We start from the raw sequence: 23,289 nt of genomic DNA on the forward strand, positions 1-23,289 counted from the left end.
GAGATTGCACTCACTTTTTTCACTTCTCTATTTTATTGCGATCGCATTCCTCTTTAAAAACTGTCCGGAGTATTGATTTAACGTATATGATACTATGTAAAACACAACCTAATCTCAAAAACTTTAGTTTAGGGAACTCCACAAGTTGAAACTGGTAGATTTGCTCAGGCTCGATCGCACAATTAAGGTTATTGGCTTTGACGACGCTCCGTTTTCTCGTACAAGCGGCAGTCTGGTGTCGATCGCGGGCATAGTCTGCGGGGGAACTCGATTTGAAGGAATGGTGTGGGGACAAGTCCTCCCCGACGGATTAGATGCCACGGATGCCATTTCTGGGCTACTCATCGGAGGCAAATTTTTGCCGCAATTGCATCTGGTTTTGCTAGACGGAATTGCTTTCGGTGGCTTCAATATTATTGACCTTCCCCAGTTAGCATCGCGGCTGCAAATTCCTTGCGTTGCTGTCATGCGTCGCCAACCAGATTTAGCTGCTGTTGAAAAAGCCCTCGGTCATTTACCCGACTCGGAATATCGTTTAGAATTGTTGCGCCGCGCTGGTAAAATTCACGCTTTTGAACCTTTCTTTTTTCAAGTTTGTGGCGAAAAACCGGAAGTAATTGCGCTGGTGCTTCAGCGTTTGACAGACACTGGAAAAGTTCCTGAAGCTTTGCGTTTAGCTCATTTGATTGGTGCGGCGGTAATTAATGGAGTTAGCAGCAGTTCTGCTTGAATTATTGTTAAGAACGGGCAAGATGCCCATTCCACACAGACTAACTTTTCTGATTGGTGCCCCGGAGAACCCGTTAAGAACGGGCAAGATGCCCGTTCCACAAAGAGTAAATTTTCTTGTGGGGTGGGCATCCTGCCCGCCCATGACAGACTTATTGACAATGGTGCAATATCTCAGTTTCTAGTCTCTTACTTAGACAATCTCGCCCTCTAATTCACCAAATTCGATTTGAGTTCCCAACGCCAAAGTCAGGGTACTTTCAGGTTCTACCATTTTTATATCACCTTGAATGTCGGTAGCCCACCAAGCGCGATCGCACAAATTGGTCAATCCTAATGAAAGCTCGTTTCTCGATCGAGAAGTGACTATAGCTACAAGACCGTTAGATGCTGCGGCTGTTAAACTCGGTATGTCAGAGGTGAATAGTTGAGTTCCCGCACTCAGAGGAATAACTCGACTGCCTAATTTCAGAGAAAATTGCCTGCTGGTAAAAGAATTTACTGCGGGCTGATCTGATATAAAGGTAGGCGGAATATTTGCTGGTGTTGGGGCTGGCAAGTCAGAGTTTCCTACTGTAATTGTACAGTTGCCGATTTTCTTTTGGTCGCCCGATCGCAAATAACTCACCGCCCCGCTATCAACATTCTCGCAAACAATTTGACCTGCTTCTAATTGAAACCGCATTGCCAAGGGTGAAACATTAGGAATGCAGATAATAGACAAATTTTCATCACTGCCAAAAGTCACTGGTTCCGAACCCAGAGTGAGAGTGCGATTTGCTCCGGTATCGTAACTAATTACCAGCCAAGCTTTGTTGAACAAAGTTTCAGCTACAACTAGCATAATTCCAATCCAAAAACCGATCGCAGCACAGCCAGCTAAGCGGCCTGCTGTACCCGATAAATTGTAAGCAAACAGAATAAACAAACAGCCGCCCAAAACTCCTCCAACACCGCCGCCTCCAGTGCCGCGAAGCGCTCCCAAATTAGGAATCCGCTGTGCAAGTCCCAGTCCTAACAAACTGCCAGCTATTCCCCAGCAAATTACTCGTAATAATTCGTTGTTTCCGTCGCCAATTCCGCTGTAAATACCTTCTGCGATCGCCCCAGAAATCGCTCCTGCTATTAAACCAAACAAGCCGCCATTTTTTAAAGCCTGTTTAATTTGAGGTTTGCCTTTGATATAGTAATAATAGCCGAACATAATAGCAGTAGCAATGCCACCGCCTACCAATCCAAACCAGCGAGCGGTAGAAAATACACTGTCAAAAACAGATTCCGAACCAGTGAGACCCTGCATGAAAGGTTCGGTGATGAGATTGCCGACGAAACCGCCGACAGCACCGCTAATCCCAAACTGTAAAGCTTTTTTAATGGCTGATAGATTTCTTTTCACGGCGCACCAGATTTAAAGTGAGAGTCAAATCTAGCTACAAGCTCGAAACTTAGGATTTCCGATGATCTTATTATCTGGCATCGCGATCGAGAACAGGCAAGATGCCTGTTCCACAAACACAAAGAGTTGAGTTTTCTTATGAGTAGTAGAGGTTGGGCAGGAACCATTGGTGTCAACTTAAGCTTTTAGTCCGCCAGTCCTCCCGCTGACCCAGCAGTCCACCAGGGAATTCATTCCCTGTCTAGTAGCAAAAGTCCTCTCAAAGAGGACTGAATCATTCCTTAGTCCTCTTTGAGAGGACTTTCGCTTTGAGGCAGGGGTTTCAACCCCTGACGGACTATCGGTTTTACCTTAAGTGCACACCAATGGGTAAGAGATTCCGCCCGTCCAAGACTTATTCAGAATGGTGCAAGATGTGAGACGATCGCACCTCTCCCCGCCTGTCTCCCGCCTGTCTCCCCCCATCTCCCGCTTGTCTCCCTCTCAGGGAGAAGTCTTTGACCCTCGCGCCGTCGCCCGTCACAATTCCCGCTCAATGCTCGATCGCCTGTAACCCTTGCTGCCCGATAATTTTAGAAATTTTTTAACTGTGAAATTTTAACGGAGAAGACCCCAGCGAGGGCCCCAATATGAAAAGGAATGTTACAAACTATTACAGTAACACTCAGAATGTGAACATAATGCCTCAAAATACTTGCGAGAGGTAGTTGTGTCAGAGAAGCAATATCCTTACTAACTGCCCGACAGTCACTCGATCGCCACTAAGTGGCCTGCTGCAATCTTTATCATAAATTAAAGATCGCATCAGTCATTTATGGTATTGTAAGCGACAGGCTTAGTGCGAGCACTCACAACCGCACCGGCGTGAAGAACAAGCGCCGTTAAGCACCGAAGGCAGTCAACCGCCAACAACTTCAACAGTTGCTGAGTGTGGAAAGTCCAGCCTTCCCCGTCAAAGCTCCTGCCTGAGCAGGAAAGATACGGGACACAAGCGCCCGCTTTCGCTAGCTCAGCGCAGAGCAGTTCATATAGCAAAATATCCAGCGGGTACACACAAGATGAGTATCGTCACCAAATCAATCGTCAACGCAGACGCCGAAGCTCGCTACTTGAGCCCAGGTGAATTAGATCGGATCAAAAGCTTCGTCACCTCTGGTGAACGCCGCGTCCGCATCGCCCAAATTTTGAGCGAATCCCGCGAACGCATCGTCAAGCAAGCAGGCGACCAACTTTTCCAAAAGCGCCCTGATATTGTTTCTCCCGGCGGCAACGCTTACGGCGAAGAAATGACCGCAACTTGCTTGCGCGACATGGACTACTACCTGCGTTTGATTACCTACGGAATCGTAGCTGGCGACATTACTCCGATCGAAGAAATCGGTATTGTCGGCGTCCGCGAAATGTACAAATCTCTCGGCACCCCGATTGAAGCCGTCGCCGAAGGCGTTCGCGCTATGAAAAATGCAGCAAGCTCGCTGCTGTCTGGAGAAGATGCTTCCGAAGCTTCCTCTTACTTCGACTACGTTATCGGTGCGATGCAGTAAGGAATTTTGATTTTAGGTTTTCGATTTTAGATTGAAAAATTGGGGGTTGCCGGCAACAAGTTAAAAGCTTTTGCAAATAACCAGCCAGTTAAAAATCTCAAATCCCACATCCCAAATTCCAAATTCTAGCTCCAAAATTGGACTGACTCAGCCACTTTCTAGGAAACAAGACAACCATGCAAGACGCAATTACCGCCGTTATCAATTCCTCTGACGTTCAAGGTAAGTACCTGGACATCAGCGCTCTAGACAAGCTCAAGAACTACTTTGCTTCTGGCGAACTGCGCGTCCGCGCCGCTACAGCCATCAGCGCTAATGCAGCCACAATCGTCAAAGAAGCAGTTGCTAAGTCTCTGTTGTACTCTGATGTAACTCGTCCCGGCGGCAATATGTACACCACTCGTCGTTATGCAGCTTGCATCCGCGACTTGGACTACTACCTCCGCTATGCCACCTACGCTATGCTAGCTGGCGACCCTTCCATCCTCGATGAGCGCGTGCTCAACGGTTTGAAAGAAACCTACAACTCCTTGGGCGTGCCCATCGGTTCTACCGTGCAAGCAATCCAAGCAATGAAAGAAGTCACCGCCGGTTTGGTCGGTTCTGACGCTGGTAAAGAAATGGGCGTCTATTTCGACTACATCTGCTCTGGCTTGAGCTAAGACTCAGGAAGAAGGAAGAAGGAAGAAGGAAGTTCGGCAACGGATTCTGTAACGGATGTAACAGATTTCAGTCCGATGGAAGTCGGAAGAAGGAAGAAGATTTATTTCTTACCTCTTTTAACTTTTTACTTTTTACTTTGGACTTGTTACCTTTGGCTTTCAAAAGAGGTCAGGGAAGTTGAGAGTGATTGCTAGACCGTCAAAGGCTTGTCGAGAAAGCCCGGTGAGTTTTAACGAGCTAGTTTTGACTCCTAACTCCCTGCCTTCAATCTTTAAAAAATCCATCTAATAATCTGTAAACCTACTCAGGAGTTAGTTTCCCATGAGAATGTTTAAGGTGACTGCTTGCGTCCCAAGTCAAACTCGCATCCGCACTCAGCGCGAATTGCAAAATACCTATTTTACTAAGCTCGTTCCTTACGACAACTGGTTCCGGGAACAGCAAAGAATTATGAAAATGGGCGGCAGAATTATTAAAGTGCAACTGGCTACCGGTAAGCCCGGTGCTAATACAGGTTTACTTTAAGAGCCGAAGCTGGATTAGTAGAGGGGTAAGAGGTCGCGATCGACCTCTTTTTTGTTGTTATAGTAGAAGGAAGAATGTCCAGGGTTGTTAATCTAATCATTGACAAATATTTCAATAAGCCGAAAGTATAACTGCGATTATCGCTAACAAAACAGCAAGCATTTGTGGTAATGTAATAGCCTCTTTCAAGAATAAAGACGATAATAATATAGTAATCAGCGGGTAGATAGACGTAACACTCACTACATTGGCAACTTCACCTTTACCAAGGGCTATAAAAAATACTAATGATGCCACCGTACCACAAACGCCAACTAACATGGCAAACAAAATTCCCCTAAGATCCCCCTCAAAACTAAAATTATTAGTGTGGAAAATAATAAATAAAGTAGTTAAAATAGCGCCAATAGCTTCATAAACAAAAGCAGTTTTATAGTCAATATATTTAGTCGCTAAATTGCCAAAAAATCCCCACAAACCATATAATAGCGAACAGATTAATGCGTAAATTAACCAATCTGGTACTTTAGCCATCTTTGTTAGAGTTTATTGAGATCATTCTAAAATCCTATGGCTAATGACATTCGACGTTTCATTCCATTTTTTGACCCCAGCGCGTCTCAATGGGCCGCTGAGGCCCGGTGGCTGAGGTGGCTGACTTTTCTGTGGCTGTTTGTAGGCCTGACCGCATTGTTTTCGGCTTCCTATCCCATTGCAAATTATGAATTTGGAGACGGGCTTTATTATTTTAAACGACAGCTAGTCGCAGTGGCGATCGGGCTGGCCGGCTTTAACTTGATGGTGTACTCCCCACTGCGCTACATCATGAAAACATCTCAGTTAGGCGTTTTGTTGCTGCTGGGATTACTGTGGCTGACCTTGGTTCCGGGGGTGGGAACCACAATCAACGGGGCGACTCGCTGGATATCTCTGGGCCCGGTTCCGATTATTCAACCTTCGGAGTTGATTAAGCCGTTTTTTGTTCTCCAAAGCGCCCGGATTTTCGGCAACTGGTCCCGGTTGACAAATAAAGTTCGCTTAACTTGGCTGTTAATTTTCGGTGCAATGCTGTTGGGAATTTTGTTGCAGCCGAATTTAAGTACCACGGCTTTGTGCGGGATGACTTTGTGGTTGGTGGCTTTAGCGGCTGGCTTGCCTTACTTGCAGTTGGGCGCCACGGCTATGGGGGGAATGCTTTTGGCGGTTTTAAGTATTAGTTTGAGGGAATATCAGCGCCGCCGGATTATGTCTTTCCTCAATCCTTGGGCTGACCCGATGCAAGACGGCTATCAGTTGATTCAAAGTCTCCTGGCTGTGGGTTCTGGGGGCATTTGGGGTGTGGGTTTGGGGATGTCGCAGCAAAAATTATTTTATTTGCCGATTCAGTACAGCGATTTTATTTTTGCTGTGTTTGCTGAGGAGTTTGGTTTGGTGGGAGGTTTCTCGCTGTTACTGATGTTAGCGGCTTACTCTACTGTGGCTTTGAGGGTAGCGATGAAGGCTCGAAATAGTGAGAGTCAGTTGGTGGCGATTGGGGTGATGGTGGTGATGGTGGGACAGTCGCTGCTGAATATTGGGGTGGCGACGGGGGTTTTGCCGACTACGGGTTTGCCGCTGCCGTTTTTTAGTTACGGGGGTTCTTCGATGTTGGCGAGTTTGTTGTTGTCGGGTTTGCTGATTCGGGTGGCGAGGGAGAGTTCTGAGGCTGATGTGGTTTCTTTGGATGGACGCAGAGGGAAGCCGGAAAAACCGAAGTTACGATCGAACAACGGCACTACACAAACTGAATAATTTGTCAAGTTATTTCTTTGACGCGCGGGTAGCTAGAAACCGGGTTTTTTAACCAAAATATTTGCTTAAAACCTTCCATAAGAGTCAAAAAACCCGGTTTCTTTACCTTCTGCGGCCCTTTCATTCCGGGCGATCGACTATTTCCGCCCGTCACCCTTATTGGGCGGTTCTTCTTGTTGTTCTTGAGGTTGAGCTGTGATGTCAGTTAATTCTTTTTTGTCTGGTTGCGGTGTTTCTTGAGTAGAGTTAGCCATTGAGTTTTTCCCTAAATAGATGCAGCGCTTAATTATATCTTTTCCGGCTACAAATGTGTTGCTGTAGATAGGGGGAGGAAAATCAAGACAGACAATTCTGATGCAATTCGATTTTGGCTTTAATATTAGACAGCATTATGTAAATGCAAATGGCGGTCGCTTGCTATACTGCTGGAGGGTTGCAGCCAAACAAATCGGAGGCGGACGCAAAAACACCTTTGTTAAGAATTAAATGCCGAGATGGCGATCTCGATTGATTAACCCTTGCGGCTGCAATTTTCCCAGCATTCGCGTTACTGTTACCAGAAAGAATTGGTTTAAAGCCGGAACTGCGATCGGGAGAAATAAAAAAAAGACTATTCATTACTCCAATCCTCTTCCTTCCAGGTAGATGTCGCTATCTTGCGGTCAACAGTCAACAGTCAACAGCCAACAGTCAACAGTCAACAGTCAACAGAACCGCGTCGTGCAAATCGCATTAGCAATATTTTGATATGTCAAGCGGATATTCAAACCAGAGGCCTCTCAAAAGTTATGAAACTGCAAAAAATTGGATTGTCGGCACTGATCTCAATCTTAGCGGCGCTGACTGTAGGTGAGTTTCGGTTTATCCCTAACTCTCAATTTAAAATCATCAATTCTCAGGCCTTGGCTCAAACTCAAGCTCAGCGGAAAGCCGAAGCAGACCGACTGTTAAACCAAGGGATTCAGCAGCATCAGATTAGTCAATTTCAAGCTGCATTGCAGTCTTGGCAACAGGCACTAATAATTTATCGAGAAATTAAAAACCGCCAAGGTGAAGGGAAAGCTCTGGGAAATCTGGGAATTGCTTACGATTCCCTCGGCGACTACGCCAAAGCCATCGAGTACGCTCAGCAGTTGTTGGCGATCGCCCGAGAAATTAAAGACCGCCAAAGCCAGGGGAAAGCTCTGGGAAATCTGGGAAGTGCTTACCTTTCCCTCGGCGACTACGCCAAAGCGATCGAGTACCAACAGCAGTGGTTGGCGATCGCCCGAGAAATTAAAGACCGCCAAAGCCAGGGGAAAGCTCTGGGAAATCTGGGAAATGCTTACCATTCCCTCGGCGACTACGCCAAAGCCATCGAGTACACTCAGCAGTTATTGGCGATCGCGCGAGAAATTAAAGACCGCCAAAGCGAGGGGGGGGCTCTGGGAAATCTGGGAAATGCTTACCATTCCCTCGGCGACTACGCCAAAGCCATCGAGTACGCTCAGCAGCAGTTGGCGATCGCGCGAGAAATTAAAGACCGCCAAAGCGAGGGGAAAGCTCTGGGAAGTCTGGGAAATGCTTACCTTTCCCAGGGCAACTACGCCAAAGCGATCGAGTACCAACAGCAGGACTTGGCGATCGCCCGAGAAATTCAAGACCGCGAAAGCGAGGGGACGGCTCTCAACAATCTAGGATTGGCTCTCGCCAACTCTGGCAATCTCCCAGCAGCAGAGAAAACCCTACTTGATAGTATTAAAGTTTCCGAATCTCTCCGTGCTGGATTAGACGATGCCAATAAAGTGTCAATATTTGAAACGCAAACTAACCCCTACGTCAATTTACAACAAGTCCTCATTGCCCAGAAAAAAACTAATGACGCTTTAGAAATTGCCGAACGGGGTAGAGCCCGAGCTTTTGTGGAGTTATTGGCATCTCGCCTTTCCCCATCTGTATCTGTCCAAACTACTATCAACCCGCCCAATATCCAGCAAATTCAACAAATTGCTAAACAGCAAAACGCTACCCTCGTCGAGTATTCAACTATTGGGAATCAAGCCCTTTATATTTGGGTCATCAAGCCGACTGGTGAAATTACCTTTCGCTCAGTTGACCTGAAATCTCTTAACATCAATCTACCCGAAGCCAGCGAAGGGGCAAGAGTATCTGCTGCTCTGGGGACGAGAGGATTAAATGATCGAGATACCGCCATCGCTGAGATGATTCGCGGCACTCGCGAGGCTCTGGGTGTATCGGCGGGGGACACTGCCAATAAACAAACAGCTAATCCCCCTGCTTCTACCACTGCTAATTCTCGGATAATCTACCCCAAATTACAGCAAAGTTATCAACTACTGATTCAACCCATTGCCGATCTTTTACCTACTGACCCGAATGCTCCTGTCATCTTCATTCCCCATAAATCCCTGTTTTTAGTTCCCTTTGTCGCCTTACAAGATCCGACAGGTCAATATCTGATTGAAAAACATACTATCCTCACCGCTCCCGCCCTGCAAATTTTGCAGTTCACCCGCCAATCACGGCAAAAAGTCCGACAACTTTCTCTCCAGAATAACTTAGTTGTAGGCAATCCAATTATGCCCAAAATTGGCACACCGCCGCGCCAATTAGCTGCCTTACCGGGCAGTGAACAGGAAGCAATTACAATTGCCCAACTTCTGAATACTAAACCGATTACAGGCTCTCAAGCCACTAAAGCATCGATTGTTCAACAGATGCTAAAAGCCCGGATTATTCATCTGGCAACTCACGGATTACTCAATGAAGTGAAGAGGCGAGATTTACCGGGAGCGATCGCCCTGGCTCCATCAGGAAATGATGACGGATTGCTGACTTCCAGTGAAATCTTGGATTTAAAATTAAATGCAGAATTAGTGGTATTAAGTGCTTGCAATACTGGCAGAGGAAAACTCACAGGTGATGGTGTGCTTGGGTTATCTCGTGCTTTCATTAGTGCTGGTGTTTCCAGTATTATCGTTTCTCTGTGGTTAGTGCCGGATGAGCAGACAGCGGAATTAATGGCAGAATTCTATCGCCAGTTACAGAAAAACCCGAATAAAGCTGAAGCTTTACGGCAAGCAATGCTGATGACAATGAAGATGCACCCAAATCCGCAAGATTGGGCAGCGTTTACGCTGATTGGCGAAGCAGAATAAGATTTTTTTCGGCGCTTGCTACACTGCTTGAGGGTTGCAGCCAAACAAATCCGATGTGGACGCAAAAACATCTTTGTTAAGAATTAAATGCCGATCGCCATCTCGACTGATTAACCCTTGCTGCTGCAATTTTCCCAGCATTCGAGTTACTGTTACCCGCGTCGTGCAAATCGCATTAGCAATATCTTGATGTGTCAAGCGGATATTCAAACGAGTTCCCTCAACCACAGGCTGACCAAATTCCTGTTGCAATAATAGCAGTAGCTGATACAAACGGTCATCTACTCGCCGCTGTCCGGCGATCGCTAAAATTGCTTCCATTTGCCGCAGTCGCCGTACCATTTGAGGCAGCAACTCGTGAGCCAATTGAGGAGAAGCTTCGATTTCCACCATAGAATACCACATCAAATAAATATCTGATGTCGCCGTAGCTCGGTAAGTCTGCAAGCTTGTCAACCACAAACCGAAGCACATCGAAGGCCCAACCCAACCCAAAAGTCCTTCTTCCCCGGTTGGATAAAGCGTACTCAGTTGTGCTAGACCTTGACAGACTCGCCAAAGACCTTGCGACATCATAGGAATGGTTTCGCCCTTAGCATAAAAATGCAAGTTTCGACTCGCTCCTGTGTTATGCTGGACTTCCGCTAAAAGTGCTTTGGATGTTGGTGGCATATCCGTTATTTCCAGCTAAAAAACATTGGTCTGAGACCTACGCCTCTGACTCTAACCGGCAAAGGTAAAGGTTTGGTAATCGTCTGGTTAGCGGCAAGATAAGTTTTAGTCATTAGTCATTAGTTGTTAGTCATTAGTTGTTAGTTGTTATAAAATAATGACTGACGAGCCGCTGGCTTAAAGAAAATAAATGTACTCGTTATTCGGGCTTTTGCAAATAAATATTTAAGTTAAAAAATCCGCCGAATATTTGTTAATAAAGAGTCGGTAAATCAAGGTTTTATAGAAAACAGAGGCGAGTTCTGAAGGTCGATCGCACTCCCAGGCCCGCTGAGTCAAGTGCTGCTATCTGCTGCCACAACCTTCAAGAACTTCTAAAATAGTTCAAGAAGGTATCAAAAGACAAAGTAAGGTTTTTCATGGCCGATCAATTAATTCGCGCTACAGCCGCAGAGGGCGGAATTCGCGCTGTAGGCGTCATTTCCACCCGCCTCACCGAAGAAGCAAGACAGCGGCACAAGCTCTCCTACGTGGCTACAGCCGCCCTCGGTCGCACAATGTCGGCAGGGCTGTTACTCGCCTCCAGCATGAAGCGGCCCGAATCGAGAGTCAATATTCGCATCAAAGGAGATGGGCCACTGGGCGGGCTTCTGGTGGATGCGGGACTTGATGGAACAGTTCGAGGTTATGTGGACAATCCCGGAGTGGAATTGCCGCCCAATGCTAAAGGCAAACTCGATGTCGGCGGGGCAATAGGTGACGGTTATTTGTACGTGGTGCGGGACGTTGGATATGGCTTCCCTTATTCAAGTACGGTGGAATTGGTTTCCGGCGAAATTGGCGACGATCTGACTCACTATTTGGCAACCTCGGAGCAAACGCCTTCGGCTCTGGTTTTGGGGGTGTTTGTGGGGGCGGGCGGGGTAGAAGCGTCTGGGGGTGTGCTGTTGCAGGTTCTGCCCAAGGCGGCAACGGACGAAAAATTGGTGCAAACTTTAGAATCTAGAGTTGCTGAATTGTCGGGCTTTACGCCGCTGCTGCGATCAGGCAAAACGCTGCACCAGATTCTCGAAGAGTTACTGGGAGATATGGGCCTGGAAATTTTCCCGGAAACTCAGATGGTGCGCTTTGACTGTGGCTGTTCGTTCGATCGAGTTTTGGGAGCTTTGAAAATGTTGGGCGAAGCCGAATTGCAAGACATGATTGAAAAAGATGGGGGGGCTGAGGCTACGTGCCATTTCTGCAATGAGGTTTACCAAGCTAATAGCGACCAACTTGCGGAACTGATCGGCGATTTGCGCTCAAACTCCGGTTCTTGAGACGATAATGTGTAATTGGCTCTATTGAGTGCGAGTTAGGGATGATGGCCTTGACCAATTGCCAATTACGCATTATCAATTACCTAATCACAAAATTTTGATTTTGGCGGTTTGGCGATCGGCTCTTGCAGTCTGGGGCCGACGGGAGTATGTAAAAGTGATGAATACATTTTATAGAGCAGTTGATAGCAGCGCTCGCAGTTTTTAAATAACTAACGCTGGCTGGTTGCTGTTTGTGGTGAGGATATGAGTCAAGATCGCAAAATACCAGGCCGTTGGTCTGCATCAGAATCCTTGGAGTCAACAAAGGATACTTCGTCGCTGGTGCGCTTACCAGCAAGGAAAAACCGGGCTGAACGACTTAAAGAGCTCCGAGAGTTGGTTACTTCGGGAAAACTGCCGGGAGGGCATCTGGAACTACCGCCGAATTTGTCTGGGGAAAACTCGCAGCCGCCGGGGGAACACAATCCGTTTTGGCGGAACTGGTCGAATAAGTGGCAGTTTTGGCTGGCGCTGAGTTTGATGCTATCGGTGGGTATGGGGTTTGTGGCAATTGCGTCTTTACTCAACCTGACCTCGCAGTCCAATTGCTCAAAGATTTTTTGGCCAACGGCTTCTGCTAACGATCGCTTTTTTTGCGCTCAAGAAGCAGCAAGCAAGCGGACGGCGGATGATTTGCTCAGGGCGATCGAATTAGTGAATGCTTTGCCACAAAACCATCCGCTGCGGCCGAGAATTAACACTCAAATCGATCGGTGGTCGGAGGATATTCTCAAGCTGGGAAATGCTAGTTTCCAAGAAGGAAAGTTGGACGAGGCGATTGCGCTTGCTCGTAAGGTTCCTAAAAACGTTCCCGCTTACCCGAAGGTGGAAAAGCAGATTGAAAAGTGGCAGTCGATATGGGGCGATGCAGAGAAAATTTACCGCACGGCTGAAGACCACTTGCGTCAGGAAGAGTGGCCGCTGGCTTTCAGCCAAGCTACTCTGCTTTTGGATTTGGGAAATACTTTCTGGGAATCGGCTAAGTACGAGGAATTGACTAAGCTAATTCAGACGACTCGGGCTGAGGGCAATAAGTTGCTAAAAGCCCGGAATACAGCCTCCGAGGGAGGTCTCGACAATCTGGTGACGGGGATTAAGCTGGCTCAGGGAATTGATCAAAACAGTTATTTGTATCAAGCTGCCAATAAGGCGATCGCGGAATTTAGCAAGAAAATTCTGGATATCGCCCAAAAACGCTTGCAAGCAGGGGATTGGCAGGAGGCGATGGCGATCGCTAACAAGATTCCAGAGTCGGCAAATTTAAGGGAACAAGTACAGGATTTTAATGAGTTGGCGAATGCTACTTCTCAGGCTTTGACTGGCTCTGTTGAGGGTTTCTCCAAGGCGATCGAGATTGCTCAAAAGTTGAAGTCCGGCCGCCCTTTATACAAACAAGCTCAAGATTTAGTCGGCCGCTGGCAACAAGAAATGGCTGATGTGAAAGTTTTGGATTTGGCAAGCAGGCTGGCGGCGCCGGGTGGGGTAAATGATTTGAGGGCTGCAATCGCGCAATTGCAAACAGTCCCGGAATCAAATCCCCGCGCTTCGGAAGCTCGCAGTCAAATTAGCCGCTTGAGCCGTCAAATCGAGCTGCTGGAAGACAGTCCGTATTTGCAAAGAGCGAACGATTTGGCGAGTACGGGGGATCCGAATTCTCTGGAAGCCGCCGTTGCTCAAGCTTCTCGGATAGCTAGAGGTAGGGCGCTTTACGTGGAAGCTCAAGCCAAAATTCAAGCTTGGATCGACAGGAGACAGCGGCTTGTTGACCAGCCGTTTTTGGATAGAGCTCAGCAGCTAGCGGCGAGCGGCAATTTGGCGGGGGCAATTGAGATGGCCCGCCGGATTCGATCGGGACGGGTGCTTTATGAGGAAGCTCGATCGAACATTCGGACTTGGGAGGCTCAATTTCAGGGCGAGCAAGGTTTGCAGAACGCCCGTCAGACGGCCCGAGCCGGGACTGCTGAGGCTTTGCAAACGGCTATTGCGCTGGCAAGTCAGGTTCCCGAGTCGAGTTCGCTCCGGTGGCAGGCGAGTGAGGCGATTGATGAGTGGAGCCAGCGGATTTTGGCGCTTGGTGTGGAACAGTCGTCGTCGGATCTGGCTGGGGCGATCGCGACTTTGAAGAAAATTCCCTCGGGGACTCGGGCTTTTGAGCAAGCTCGATCGCAAATCAAAGTTTGGGAGGAGTCGCTGAATCCTCCTGAGTCTGAATCTCCCCCTCCTGAACCGCCGGAAATTGAGCCTCCGACCAGCTCTGGCAATCGTTAGGTTAACTGGTTTGCCCGACATTGGGCGGGGGTTTAAAGTCTGAGAATTAGTGCTTGATTTGAGTTTTAACTCAAATCAACCATCATTCTCAATCAACTTCTAGGGGTGGGTTTACGAATAATCCTCACATTGCCAACAAATTAAATAAAGCCACCCCCACCACGCGATAAAACTCAGAGAATCTCTATTTAACGAACCGCGAAGACGCAAAGGGCGCGTTCGGCGAAGCCGTTCCCGTTCCCCGCAGGGGTTCCCGAAGGGTAGGGTAGGAAGAAAAGGAAGAGAAGAGAGACAAGAGAAAGACTTCACAATTGATACGAGGCTTGCTATAGCAGTTTTCTATTGGGTGAGGTACATCTTAGCAATTACCTTTTTCCCAATGATCAATTACCAATTACCTGTAATTTTAGATCAATTAAACATCCGCCGGATTCAGGTGCATCATTGCCCAAGTGGTGTAAGTGCCGATCGGACTCCAAAGTATGTAAGGTAGCAATAACAGGGCGGCCGGCTCCGAAACTTGCAAGACACTTAAAGCTAGCATTACGCTTAAAATAGCGCCAGTTCCGCCGATTATTGTGCCGACTTTTAGGCTCCTAACTTTGCACATAACCGAGGTGTAAGACATAGTTACTATTTCTAAAAGCAGGTACAAACCCATTCTCAGCCAAGTCTCCTGAGTTCCTGGTTCTTTTTCCCAAACAATCACTGCTGACCAAGCTGCACAAATAAAAATTACTGTCCAAATTAGGGGAATTGCTTTTTCAAATACTAGCCATCTGGGACGCTGTAAGCGGTTGAACCATTGGATGTCGCTGGGCGCGATTATGTTAGCAGCTAAAGCTACTACAAAGGCGACTCCTCCAATTACCATCCAGGATTTAATCATTTTGTTACCTTGGGCGAGGTTGACGGGTTCGATTCAGCAGATATTATCTCGGATTTTGGCGATCGCGCAATCTGTGCCTAGTTATATTAGATTGGGCCCAGTTGCGAAACCCCAACATCAGTTGACAACTAATTTAGACTTCTGGGAAACCTCAATTTATTTTTTTCTATTCCGTTTCATAATATAAAAAATGTGACTCTTGCTTCCTCCCCTTGACAAGGGGAGGGATCGAGTCTGCTTTTTAGTAAAATTTACCAGTAAATTGAACAAAAAGTCTCTTAGTCTTTCAAAAAAATCGGCTACTAGCCGAGGCGGTGATGTTGTTCTAATTCTAAACTAGAGTCATCCTCTTTTTTCGGAACCAGAAGCGTATTTTCGCTGCTCGGTTGCAACACGGCTTTAATCACTTGGAGAAAACGGTTAGGCTTTTTGGTTTGACCGTTGAGAGTGCGCCGGTCTTGCACTTTTTTAGAAAGGTGCCTCATCACAGATAAATCGAGTTCATCGATGAAATGGTCTGCTATACGTTCTCCCATTAAATCAATAGCTTCAGCATACTGATCGGTTAGCGTTTCTATGGCATCGTATGCTTCGTCAGCAACTTGACTTGCTACTGTTTTATTTTGGTCGCCCGGTGTCTGGGAATGGCTGCGGCGCCGATCTAAAAGACTTTGGTAATCCGCAATGCTCATTCCCAAATTGTAGAGATGGTGGTGAGCGTGATCCATCAAATCTACTTCACTGGGATAGAAGAAACCACGAGTGCTGTTGATGCCGTGCAGTTTTGCCCAACGCCGCAGAGTTGTTTCATCTTGCAGTTGGTATCGCTCCAACATTTGAGCTGTGTTCAGCTCTACTTCTGGCGTAACTTTGAAATCGCTCATCGGTAAATCCTCGCTGGTGAGTAAATAAATAAAATTGAAACTTAGAATGTGTGATTGGCGTACAGTCTGAAAATGATGATCAATCCTGTGACGGCATTGAGGGAAGTCTTGCGGGCATTTGCTAACCGTCGATCGTGCGATCGTGCGATCGAGTCAGAAGATTTCAGGGTAGCGTACTTTTGGGCTTTGTCTCGATCGCATCCGGGAGCAAGCACACAGGGTTAATAATATAGCTGATTTATGGTTTCAACAACCGTTAAAAATAGTAAAGTTTGATTGTTGGGCTTGAATTCTTAGTAATGTTGAGCTATAATATTCTCCATAACCGTGCAATTAGTAATTTTAGTAGTTGCAAACGAGATTCTTAGTATGCCTGTATACGATTATTTGTGTCCCGAAAACAACCAGCAGTTAGAAGTTTGGCACAGCATGAACCTGGAAGTTTCGACTTGGGCCCAACTGTGCGAGTTGGCTAAGTGCGAGCCCGGTGACACTCCCCCAGATGCTCCGGTACGCCGACTGCTGAGCGCTCCGAGGTTGATGAAGCCGACATCCGACACCGATTATAAAAATTCGGGTTTCAGCAAGTACGTGAAGCGGGATGAAGGGGTTTATGAAAATGTCACGGCTAAGGATGGTGAAAGCCGTATTGTCAATCGAGATGGTAAGCCGATTAAAGACTGAGAATCCATAATTATCAAGTTTTCAGTTGAGTGAATTACAGATATTATGTAGGGACACGGCAGCGCAGTGTCCTTTATTTGATCTATTAAAAACAGCTTATTATTCAGATTATATTAGTCTGATGCCGACACCACAAAACGCTCAACCGGACATAATATTATTGACCAAACCAATCTTTCATTTTTTGTTTGGCTTGTTCTTTAGTATCAGCATTAATGTAAACTGAAACAGTAGCTATTGCCGCCAGTAACACTCCCAAATCATCTGTAAATCCAACACCGACTAATATATCGGGAATGGCATCAACAGGAGATATAAAATAGGTCAAAGCTCCAACTACAACTCCTTTTGCCCAAGCAGGCACGTTTGGGTTCTGAGCCGTATAGTAGAGAATCAAAGCTTTTTCAACTACTTCTCTTCCTGCGGTTAAAGCAAAGTTTTTAAGTTTAGTCCAAAAACTTTCATCTGAATAGTTAATTTTGGGGTTGCTGAGGTTGGTTGTGGTTCCTTTTCGGTCGATTAAATCGAGAGGAATGCCCTTATTTTTAAGCTGAGAAACAGCAGAATTGAAGGATGCTGATGCCTGATTTTTATTGGGCGCGGCCTCTCGTATTTGTTTCAGGTCTGCGATAAATTCCTGCATGGCTTGGATTTGCAAGTCAGAAACCGCCAGCAGTTTTTTGGCGGATTGGATCGCCTCGCTTTCTGCAGGATGCAGCGTCTTATTTGCCCCAACAATGTTAATTAAAAAATACATGACTCCCAAACGCAGCGCTTCTTCTGACTTGCTGAGTGTTTGCAAACAGTCGCTGAGTGATGGGGGACTGGCTGTGTAGGATTGGATTTGAGCCTTTGCAGAGTCAGAAAATTTGTCTAAATTTATGGTTTTAAATAACAAATCTAGTTCATCAATATCAATGGAACCATCGGCGGCTGCGATCGCAAACAAAGAACCATAAAAAGCTAAAAGTTCGCTTTCTGAGGATGTGGCAAAAATATCTCTTTCGGACATGATGCTACTCCGATTGATAAGGACGCTTTGCATTTTACCACAAAACTCAGCGCGCCATGATTTCAGAAACCGGCAATAATTTTAGAGAGGATGACACAATGGAGAATTTTTTATGAAAGTTGCGATCGTCGGCTGCGGCTATGTGGGGACTGCGACAGCCAAACATTTACGCGGCAAATCTGATTGTACCGTGACGGCGACAACTACCACGGCGACGCGAGTAGTTGAGTTGGAGGGGGTCGCGCAGCGGGTAGCCGTGCTCAAAGGAAGTGACAAAGATGCCATGACGGCTGTATTGCAAGAACAAGATGCTGTTATGCTGTGCGTGGGTGCTCCAAATTCTCAGGCTTATCGGGAAAGTTATTTAGATACTGCGACAACTTTAGTATCGGTTTTAAAGCAGATACCGACAATCAAGCAGGTAATTTATACGGGTACTTATTCTGTGTATGGCGATCGCCAAGGTGAATTGGTAAATGAAGAATCACCCGTCGCAGCGGCTAATCCAAATGGTGAAATTCTCGCAGAAACAGAACGGGTTTTATTAGCAGCATCTAGCCCCAATCTTCAAGTCTGCATTCTCCGTTTGGGAGGAATTTATGGGCCTGGGCGAGAATTAGTTAAAATCTTTGGAGGCTGGGCTGGTAGCACTCGTCCCGGTAGGGGGGAAGATGCTACTAATTGGGTGCATCGGGATGATATTGTTGGGGGGTTAACCTTTGCTTTGGAAAATCGATTGCAGGGAATTTACAATTTAGTCGGGGATGTGTCGCTATCCAGTGGTGAATTGCTCGATCGCATTTTTGAAGCTAATAATTTGCCTAAAGTTTCTTGGGATGGAAGCCCTAGCGTGCGGCCTTATAATGCTAGGGTGTCGAATCAAAAGATTAAGGCGGCTGGTTATCAATTTGTTCATCCTGAGATTAGGGAGTTTTAGTTTGGCTATCGCTCTTTTTCTTTACCGCAGATGCAGGCGGATAGACGCGGATGAACGCGGATAAAGAAAGGGCGATCGCTAAATTAAATAATTATCTCGATAACGTTCCTGTGCCATTTGTCGTGCTTCAAATTCATTCCATTGCTGGATAGGTCGTAAATTTTCTACAGTTGTCAATTCATCGGGAATTGGTGTACCTATTATTTGATTGATTACTTCGGCTATTACCCGACAACAGCTTTGTGGCCAACAGACTACTTGCTCCTCAGCAAATCTAATGACTATCCATCCTTTTTCTAAAAAGAGTTGATGGCGCTGATTTTCTTGGACAAGCACTTCGTAATTTTTAGGCTCACCGGTTTCATAGTGATAAGGTTTATCAATTGTTATATCAATACGTAAATTTGTTAACTTATCAAAATAAGAAATTTCAATACAGTAAGGTTGATAGGAATGGGATTTTTGGATGATTAAATTGTTATTAATTTTATCTGGGAATAATTGCTGTAATTTCTTATAAAATTTACTTTCAAGCCACTGAGACTTTGTACTGACAATTCTACCTTCAGGAGGGACGGTTTTTATGATAATATCTTTAATGATCTGATAGCGATACTGTTTTATTTTTTCAGGCTTTTGGGATTCTGCTATCTGCCGTTTATGCTGAATCTCACGCTTTTGCCATTCTGCTAACAAATCTTTATAATCGCGCATTTGTTGCTTGTATTGATTAAGTTTTCGTAAGTAAGACACTTGTTGTTGCCAGAAGTTCAAGGCAGTAACAAAAATTCCCCCTACAGAAATATAGACACTAATGATAATATTTCTACTGGCAATCAGACAAATAGTTGCAAAAGGAATAATTAAGGGGAGAGATTTATAAAAAAACAAAAATACATCAATTGGTTGGGGCTTATAATTAGGAGGTAAAGGTTTTGGTTCACTAAATTTCCATGTAAATGGAACTGCATCCAGAGCTTGAATAACAGGGTCGGGCAAGAGGATAATAGGATATTGATTCATGTTTTTTAGTGGTTGTATTATTAAACTATAATACTCAACTATTTTCACGAGATATTCCGCTCGGCAAAGGCCAACGATGTTCTAACAAGGTGGGTATTTGCCCACCTCACCAAATTATCCCATAATCCCCGCAAAAAAGTCGATCGTCTCTTTCAACGCTTTCACAAACACATCAATCTCCTCCCGAGTATTGTAAAAATACAAACTCGCTCTGGCAGTCGATGAAATATTCAAATAGCGGTGCAAAGCTTGCGTGCAGTGATGCCCGGAACGAATCGCGACTCCCTCCTGATCTAACATGGTAGACAAGTCTTGAGGGTGAATTTCTCCCGCAGTAAATGCTGCCAAAGCTGCCCTACCTTCGCCGTTGCTGTCTGGTTGTGGCCCGTAAATTTTGATTTCTGGAATTTGCCGCAATTGTTGGAACATATAAGCCGTTAATTCAGCTTCACAAGCGTGAATCTTATCCATGCCAATGTTACTAAGATAATCGATTGCTGCACCAAGGGCGATCGCCTCGCCGATTGCAGGCGTGCCGGCCTCAAATTTGTGCGGCAAATCGGCATAAGTTGAATATTCTAAAAATACGTCAGCAATCATCTCGCCGCCGCCGAAAAACGGAGGCATTTCTCTCAGCAAGTCCAGCTTACCGTACAGAAAACCGATGCCGGTGGGAGCGCACATTTTGTGACCGGAAGCAACCAGCCAATCGCAATCTATTGCTTGCACATCTACTATCATGTGCGGCACGCTTTGGCAAGCATCTATTAAAACTTTGGCGCCGAAACTGTGGGCAATTTCGCAGATTTCTTTTACTGGACTGATGCAGCCTAAAGTATTAGAAACGTGAACGGTTGACACCAATTTTGTTTTATGGGAAATCAGGGTTTTAAACTGTTCCAAATCAAACTCGTTAGTTTCCGTTAACTCGACAAACTTCAGCACCGCACCGGTTCTTTGAGCAATCATTTGCCAGGGAACGAGATTGCTGTGGTGTTCCATCACCGACAGGATAATTTCGTCTCCGGCTTGCAGATTGCTCAAACCCCAAGAATAAGCAACCAAATTAATCGCTTCGGTGGCGTTGCGAGTGTAAACAATTTCTTGCCGCGATGCCGCATTTACAAACGCCGCAACTTTGTCTCTAGCACCTTCGTAAGCATCAGTGGCTTTGGCGCTGAGAGTGTGAGCGCCGCGGTGCACGTTTGCATTATATTGTCCGTAGTAATCACGCCAAGCGTTGAGTACAGCTAGGGGTTTTTGAGAGGTAGCTGCATTGTCTAAATAAACTAGCGGTTTACCATTTACTTTTTCATTCAAAATTGGGAAGTCGCCACGAACTTTTGAGGCAAGTGTTTTTTCTTGAATAAGTGTCATATTTTTTGAAGTTAGTGATTTGTCGTTGGGTGGGGGCGGGTTTACGAGATTGTTGGTTTTAGGCAATTATTATTCGTGAAACCCGCCCCTACAGGCTGTTATAAATGGTGCAAGATGTTGTAGGGACACAGCAGTGCTGTGTCCTCTGTGTCCTCATCTTTATGAGTTATCCTTGGATAGCCACACAGGTAGAAAGCATTTTTGCCACGCCCAGAATCGGTAATTGATTGAGCATTTCCGCCGCGAAAGCATCGATTAGCAAATAGCGACTTCTTTCTAAATCCAAACCGCGACTTTGCAAGTAGAAAAGTTCATCATCTTCTAATTGACTGACAGTTGCACCGTGGGAACATTTAACGTTGTCGGCGACAATTTCCAACTGCGGTTTGGTATCTACGCGAGCCCTCGGCGACAGCAGCAAATTCCGGCTCAACTGTCCGGCATCTGTCAATTGTGCGGCTTTGCGAACGAAAACTTTGCCGTTAAATACAGCGCGAGCTTTGTTACCGATAATGCACTTGTGCAATTGGCGGCTTGTACCGTGAGGATGATTGAAATCGATTACACTGTGAGTGTCTGATAACTGTTCACCAAAGGCTACGGTTAAACCATTTAGAGTTGTTTCAGTGGCTTCGCCGCGCTGAAATACTTCTAAATTGTGCCGCGATATTTTGCCTCCCAAGCTGATAGCATGGCAAGTATAACGGCTATTACGAGATTGCTCGATCGCACTTTTGCCGATATGAACAACTTCCCCACCTTCCCGCTGAAGCCGAACGTGATTCACAGTAGCATTTTCGCCGACCATAACATCGGTTACAGCATTCGTAAATGCAGCGACATTTCCGATAGTTGTGTAATCCTCAACCAGCGTCACATTGCTTCCAGGCTCAGCTATGACCAAGCAGTGTGGCTGGGACATCGTGGGAGATGCACCTGGTGCTGTCAGGAACAGCAAGTGAATCGGAAGGTCGATCGACATATTGGCCGGCACGAACACCACCGCAGAATCCGCCAAACCCGCAGTATTCAGCGCCGTAAACACCTCGGTTTGCTGTCTGTGCTTGCTCAAAACATCGCTGATGCGCCCTTGATATTTTTCGGGTACATTGGATAGATTACCTGCGTAAAAGTCGATCCTCTTCGAGGGCTCCGCTAACGGCAAATTCGGCAAATTCACCGTTGATAAATCCGGTGCATAAAAACCGTTGACAAATACCAATCTTAATGGTAAATCATCCCGATTTTTCACTGGCATAATGATATCAGCCAGCTTAACTTTTGACTGATTGCTCTGGGGTATATGAAAAGGAATTTGCAACACCGACGACAAATCAGTAAAGCGCCATTCCTCATCCCTCACCGTCGGAAAACTCGAAGCAAGCACGTATTCAGTCGCCGCATCCCGCAAATCCTGCAACCCGTAGGCCGCACTTTTGCTATTAGCAGCCTCCAACTTGCCGCACTGATTCACCAAATCAGTCAAAAACATTTCCCTACTAGCAACTTGCGTATTCATCATCGCGCGCCTACTCCTGCTGCTTCCTCTTCCACAACCCAGTCATAACCGCGCTCTTCCAATTCCAGCGCCAACTCTTTCGGGCCAGTCAAGATAATTCGGCCGGCTTCCATGACGTGAATAAAATCAGGAATAATGTAATTCAACAACCGCTGATAGTGAGTAATCACCAACATCGAATTTTCAGCATTTGACAAATGATTCACACCGCCGGCGACAATCTTGAGAGCATCGATATCCAAACCCGAATCAGTCTCGTCCAAAATAGCTAATTTCGGTTCCAACAACGCCATTTGTAAAATTTCATTCCGCTTTTTCTCGCCACCGGAAAAACCCTCATTTACGCTGCGGCCTAAAAAAGAATCATTCATCTTGACAATATCTAGCTTTTCCTCGATTAAATCTTGGAAATCAAAAGCATCCAATTCTTCCAAGCCGCGATGTTTGCGGTGAGAATTGTAAGCCACGCGCAAGAAATCCAGATTGCTAACGCCGGGAATTTCTAAAGGATATTGGAAAGCTAGGAATACGCCCGCCAAAGAGCGTTCTTCCGGCGCTAATTCCAGCAAGTTTTGACCCAAAAAAGTAACTTCTCCACCCGTTACCGTATAAGCAGGATGGCCGGCTAATATCTTGGATAAAGTGCTTTTACCCGAACCGTTGGGGCCCATAATCGCGTGAATTTCACCCGATTTAATTTCCAGATTCAAACCCTTAAGGATTTGGGTATCTTCCACATTCGCAGTTAAATCGCGGACGGATAGCACCACTTGACTATTTTCTACAATCATCTATTTTTGTCCTCATTCCTCAATGCACTTTACAGTTTTTTCTTCTCGTTCTTCTCGTTCCTAGGC

The 23,289-nt window shown here is 46.0% G+C and carries 23 protein-coding genes; 12 read left to right on the forward strand and 11 right to left on the reverse strand.

Features of this window, described 5'->3' with window-relative positions:
- Positions 1-145: 145 nt before the first annotated feature.
- On the forward strand, positions 146-730 hold the full coding sequence (locus tag QUA34_RS02230; RefSeq protein WP_333323313.1) for an endonuclease dU: 585 nt from the start codon (positions 146-148) through the stop codon (positions 728-730).
- Between the two features lie 192 nt (positions 731-922).
- On the opposite strand, the gene QUA34_RS02235 is transcribed toward QUA34_RS02230, so the two are convergent.
- A complete protein-coding gene (locus QUA34_RS02235; RefSeq protein ID WP_333323311.1) occupies positions 923-2,125 on the reverse strand; it encodes a hypothetical protein in 1,203 nt (400 codons plus the stop codon).
- A gap of 403 nt (positions 2,126-2,528) precedes the next feature.
- Between QUA34_RS02235 and QUA34_RS02240 the strand changes: the two genes are divergently transcribed.
- From QUA34_RS02240 to QUA34_RS02255, 4 genes are all read left to right on the forward strand, one after another.
- Entirely contained in the window at positions 2,529-2,678 is a 150-nt protein-coding gene (locus QUA34_RS02240; protein WP_333383788.1) for a hypothetical protein, read from the forward strand.
- Positions 2,679-3,183: 505 nt separating this feature from the next.
- Complete coding sequence (gene apcA / locus QUA34_RS02245) at positions 3,184-3,669, forward strand: allophycocyanin subunit alpha (RefSeq protein ID WP_333036136.1); 486 nt, start codon at positions 3,184-3,186, stop codon at positions 3,667-3,669.
- 176 nt (positions 3,670-3,845) lie between these two features.
- A complete protein-coding gene (gene apcB / locus QUA34_RS02250) occupies positions 3,846-4,331 on the forward strand; it encodes an allophycocyanin subunit beta (protein ID WP_006634930.1) in 486 nt (161 codons plus the stop codon).
- Positions 4,332-4,653: 322 nt separating this feature from the next.
- Complete coding sequence (locus QUA34_RS02255; RefSeq protein WP_006634929.1) at positions 4,654-4,857, forward strand: phycobilisome linker polypeptide; 204 nt, start codon at positions 4,654-4,656, stop codon at positions 4,855-4,857.
- 111 nt (positions 4,858-4,968) lie between these two features.
- On the opposite strand, the gene QUA34_RS02260 is transcribed toward QUA34_RS02255, so the two are convergent.
- Positions 4,969-5,391 (reverse strand): EamA family transporter, encoded by a 423-nt coding sequence (locus QUA34_RS02260; RefSeq protein WP_333383791.1) that lies wholly within the window; start codon positions 5,389-5,391, stop codon positions 4,969-4,971.
- 36 nt (positions 5,392-5,427) lie between these two features.
- Between QUA34_RS02260 and QUA34_RS02265 the strand changes: the two genes are divergently transcribed.
- On the forward strand, positions 5,428-6,648 hold the full coding sequence (locus QUA34_RS02265; RefSeq protein ID WP_333383792.1) for an FtsW/RodA/SpoVE family cell cycle protein: 1,221 nt from the start codon (positions 5,428-5,430) through the stop codon (positions 6,646-6,648).
- Between the two features lie 417 nt (positions 6,649-7,065).
- Here the strand turns inward: QUA34_RS02265 and QUA34_RS30105 are convergent, their stop codons facing one another.
- A complete protein-coding gene (locus tag QUA34_RS30105; protein WP_445242787.1) occupies positions 7,066-7,266 on the reverse strand; it encodes a hypothetical protein in 201 nt (66 codons plus the stop codon).
- Positions 7,267-7,436: 170 nt separating this feature from the next.
- Here QUA34_RS30105 and QUA34_RS02275 point away from each other — a divergent pair, with 170 nt between their 5' ends.
- On the forward strand, positions 7,437-9,806 hold the full coding sequence (locus tag QUA34_RS02275) for a CHAT domain-containing tetratricopeptide repeat protein (RefSeq protein WP_333383794.1): 2,370 nt from the start codon (positions 7,437-7,439) through the stop codon (positions 9,804-9,806).
- An 18-nt stretch (positions 9,807-9,824) separates the two neighbouring features.
- Here QUA34_RS02275 and QUA34_RS02280 read toward each other — a convergent pair whose 3' ends face one another.
- Entirely contained in the window at positions 9,825-10,478 is a 654-nt protein-coding gene (locus tag QUA34_RS02280; RefSeq protein ID WP_333383796.1) for a Crp/Fnr family transcriptional regulator, read from the reverse strand.
- Positions 10,479-10,897: 419 nt separating this feature from the next.
- Between QUA34_RS02280 and hslO the strand changes: the two genes are divergently transcribed.
- On the forward strand, positions 10,898-11,797 hold the full coding sequence (hslO, locus tag QUA34_RS02285; protein WP_333383798.1) for an Hsp33 family molecular chaperone HslO: 900 nt from the start codon (positions 10,898-10,900) through the stop codon (positions 11,795-11,797).
- A gap of 246 nt (positions 11,798-12,043) precedes the next feature.
- Complete coding sequence (locus tag QUA34_RS02290) at positions 12,044-14,107, forward strand: hypothetical protein (RefSeq protein WP_333383800.1); 2,064 nt, start codon at positions 12,044-12,046, stop codon at positions 14,105-14,107.
- A gap of 415 nt (positions 14,108-14,522) precedes the next feature.
- Here the strand turns inward: QUA34_RS02290 and QUA34_RS02295 are convergent, their stop codons facing one another.
- The gene (locus QUA34_RS02295) at positions 14,523-14,996 is read right to left on the reverse strand and encodes a TspO/MBR family protein (RefSeq protein WP_333323304.1); all 474 of its coding nucleotides are present in this window, start codon (positions 14,994-14,996) and stop codon (positions 14,523-14,525) included.
- Positions 14,997-15,298: 302 nt separating this feature from the next.
- A complete protein-coding gene (locus QUA34_RS02300; protein WP_333084571.1) occupies positions 15,299-15,880 on the reverse strand; it encodes a hypothetical protein in 582 nt (193 codons plus the stop codon).
- 72 nt (positions 15,881-15,952) lie between these two features.
- Between QUA34_RS02300 and QUA34_RS02305 the strand changes: the two genes are divergently transcribed.
- Together QUA34_RS02305 and QUA34_RS02310 are read left to right on the forward strand one after the other, a co-directional pair.
- A complete protein-coding gene (locus QUA34_RS02305) occupies positions 15,953-16,105 on the forward strand; it encodes a hypothetical protein (protein WP_333383803.1) in 153 nt (50 codons plus the stop codon).
- Between the two features lie 144 nt (positions 16,106-16,249).
- A complete protein-coding gene (locus tag QUA34_RS02310) occupies positions 16,250-16,564 on the forward strand; it encodes a zinc ribbon domain-containing protein (protein WP_333323301.1) in 315 nt (104 codons plus the stop codon).
- Between the two features lie 157 nt (positions 16,565-16,721).
- On the opposite strand, the gene QUA34_RS02315 is transcribed toward QUA34_RS02310, so the two are convergent.
- On the reverse strand, positions 16,722-17,576 hold the full coding sequence (locus QUA34_RS02315; protein WP_333323300.1) for a DUF1232 domain-containing protein: 855 nt from the start codon (positions 17,574-17,576) through the stop codon (positions 16,722-16,724).
- A gap of 112 nt (positions 17,577-17,688) precedes the next feature.
- On the opposite strand from QUA34_RS02315, the gene QUA34_RS02320 reads away from it, so the two are divergent.
- Complete coding sequence (locus tag QUA34_RS02320) at positions 17,689-18,513, forward strand: NAD-dependent epimerase/dehydratase family protein (RefSeq protein ID WP_333323299.1); 825 nt, start codon at positions 17,689-17,691, stop codon at positions 18,511-18,513.
- Positions 18,514-18,591: 78 nt separating this feature from the next.
- Here QUA34_RS02320 and QUA34_RS02325 read toward each other — a convergent pair whose 3' ends face one another.
- The 4 genes from QUA34_RS02325 to sufC all read right to left on the reverse strand — a co-directional run bounded on the left by QUA34_RS02325 (position 18,592) and on the right by sufC (position 23,223).
- Positions 18,592-19,584, reverse strand: a complete 993-nt coding sequence (locus tag QUA34_RS02325) for a hypothetical protein (protein WP_333383806.1) — start codon at positions 19,582-19,584, stop codon at positions 18,592-18,594.
- A gap of 66 nt (positions 19,585-19,650) precedes the next feature.
- Positions 19,651-20,913 (reverse strand): SufS family cysteine desulfurase, encoded by a 1,263-nt coding sequence (locus tag QUA34_RS02330; RefSeq protein ID WP_333383808.1) that lies wholly within the window; start codon positions 20,911-20,913, stop codon positions 19,651-19,653.
- Positions 20,914-21,079: 166 nt separating this feature from the next.
- A complete protein-coding gene (gene sufD, locus QUA34_RS02335) occupies positions 21,080-22,435 on the reverse strand; it encodes a Fe-S cluster assembly protein SufD (RefSeq protein WP_333323294.1) in 1,356 nt (451 codons plus the stop codon).
- Positions 22,432-23,223, reverse strand: a complete 792-nt coding sequence (sufC, locus tag QUA34_RS02340; RefSeq protein WP_333323292.1) for a Fe-S cluster assembly ATPase SufC — start codon at positions 23,221-23,223, stop codon at positions 22,432-22,434. The genes sufD and sufC overlap by 4 nt, the downstream gene beginning before the upstream one ends.
- Positions 23,224-23,289: the final 66 nt, after the last annotated feature.

Origin of the sequence: Microcoleus sp. POL10_C6, assembly GCF_036701585.1 — a bacterium.
GTDB lineage: Bacteria > Cyanobacteriota > Cyanobacteriia > Cyanobacteriales > Microcoleaceae > Microcoleus.

Bases quoted from the DNA above. Each gene is read 5' to 3' on its own strand.
- QUA34_RS02240 (WP_333383788.1), top strand. From the start codon at position 2,529: ATGGTGCAAGATGTGAGACGATCGCACCTCTCCCCGCCTGTCTCCCGC.
- QUA34_RS02305 (WP_333383803.1), top strand. From the start codon at position 15,953: ATGATGATCAATCCTGTGACGGCATTGAGGGAAGTCTTGCGGGCATTT.
- apcA (WP_333036136.1), top strand. From the start codon at position 3,184: ATGAGTATCGTCACCAAATCAATCGTCAACGCAGACGCCGAAGCTCGC.
- QUA34_RS02320 (WP_333323299.1), top strand. From the start codon at position 17,689: ATGAAAGTTGCGATCGTCGGCTGCGGCTATGTGGGGACTGCGACAGCC.
- sufD (WP_333323294.1), bottom strand. From the start codon at position 22,435: ATGATGAATACGCAAGTTGCTAGTAGGGAAATGTTTTTGACTGATTTG.
- QUA34_RS02300 (WP_333084571.1), bottom strand. From the start codon at position 15,880: ATGAGCGATTTCAAAGTTACGCCAGAAGTAGAGCTGAACACAGCTCAA.
- QUA34_RS02295 (WP_333323304.1), bottom strand. From the start codon at position 14,996: ATGATTAAATCCTGGATGGTAATTGGAGGAGTCGCCTTTGTAGTAGCT.
- QUA34_RS02315 (WP_333323300.1), bottom strand. From the start codon at position 17,576: ATGTCCGAAAGAGATATTTTTGCCACATCCTCAGAAAGCGAACTTTTA.
- QUA34_RS02310 (WP_333323301.1), top strand. From the start codon at position 16,250: ATGCCTGTATACGATTATTTGTGTCCCGAAAACAACCAGCAGTTAGAA.
- sufC (WP_333323292.1), bottom strand. From the start codon at position 23,223: ATGATTGTAGAAAATAGTCAAGTGGTGCTATCCGTCCGCGATTTAACT.
- QUA34_RS02255 (WP_006634929.1), top strand. From the start codon at position 4,654: ATGAGAATGTTTAAGGTGACTGCTTGCGTCCCAAGTCAAACTCGCATC.
- QUA34_RS30105 (WP_445242787.1), bottom strand. From the start codon at position 7,266: ATGAATAGTCTTTTTTTTATTTCTCCCGATCGCAGTTCCGGCTTTAAA.
- apcB (WP_006634930.1), top strand. From the start codon at position 3,846: ATGCAAGACGCAATTACCGCCGTTATCAATTCCTCTGACGTTCAAGGT.
- QUA34_RS02265 (WP_333383792.1), top strand. From the start codon at position 5,428: ATGGCTAATGACATTCGACGTTTCATTCCATTTTTTGACCCCAGCGCG.
- QUA34_RS02260 (WP_333383791.1), bottom strand. From the start codon at position 5,391: ATGGCTAAAGTACCAGATTGGTTAATTTACGCATTAATCTGTTCGCTA.
- QUA34_RS02275 (WP_333383794.1), top strand. From the start codon at position 7,437: ATGAAACTGCAAAAAATTGGATTGTCGGCACTGATCTCAATCTTAGCG.
- QUA34_RS02290 (WP_333383800.1), top strand. From the start codon at position 12,044: ATGAGTCAAGATCGCAAAATACCAGGCCGTTGGTCTGCATCAGAATCC.
- QUA34_RS02330 (WP_333383808.1), bottom strand. From the start codon at position 20,913: ATGACACTTATTCAAGAAAAAACACTTGCCTCAAAAGTTCGTGGCGAC.
- hslO (WP_333383798.1), top strand. From the start codon at position 10,898: ATGGCCGATCAATTAATTCGCGCTACAGCCGCAGAGGGCGGAATTCGC.
- QUA34_RS02280 (WP_333383796.1), bottom strand. From the start codon at position 10,478: ATGCCACCAACATCCAAAGCACTTTTAGCGGAAGTCCAGCATAACACA.